This window comes from Neisseria sp. P0021.S006 (genome assembly GCF_051956895.1).
This window is the reverse complement of record NZ_JBQCWZ010001306.1, coordinates 1-433: the sequence shown is the minus strand read 5'-3', so window position 1 is coordinate 433 and position 433 is coordinate 1. Positions and strand designations below refer to the sequence as shown.

The window sequence follows — 433 nt, the reverse complement described above, 5'->3', positions numbered from 1 at the left end:
GAATTGTTTGAGCGGCTGGTGTTGGAAATCAATCAGGCAGGATTAAGCTGGACGCTGATGCTGAAGAAGCAGCAGGCATTTCAGACGGCATGTAAAGGTTTCGACATCGATACGGTCGCCGCATTTGACGAAACCGATATTGAGCGACTGCTTGCCGATGCAGGCATCGTCCGCAACCGACTGAAAATCAACGCAGCCATTTATAACGCGCGACAAATCAGACAAATACAGCAAGAATACGGCTCATTCAAAAACTGGCTCGATGCGAACCATCCGCTCGACAAGGCTGAATGGGTGAAACTGTTTAAAAAACATTTCAAATTTGTCGGCGGCGAAATCGTCGGCGAATTTTTAATGAGTACCGGCTACCTGCCCGGCGCGCATGTGGCAACCTGTCCGGTTTATAGGGAAATATTGGCATGTCGTCCAAAGT

The 433-nt window shown here is 48.7% G+C and carries 1 protein-coding gene; it reads left to right on the top strand.

Annotation, left to right across the window (positions count from 1 at the left end; genetic code table 11):
- The coding region (locus ACTHUM_RS20015) for a DNA-3-methyladenine glycosylase I (protein WP_440404008.1) at nucleotides 1–433 on the top strand (433 nt) is incomplete at both ends.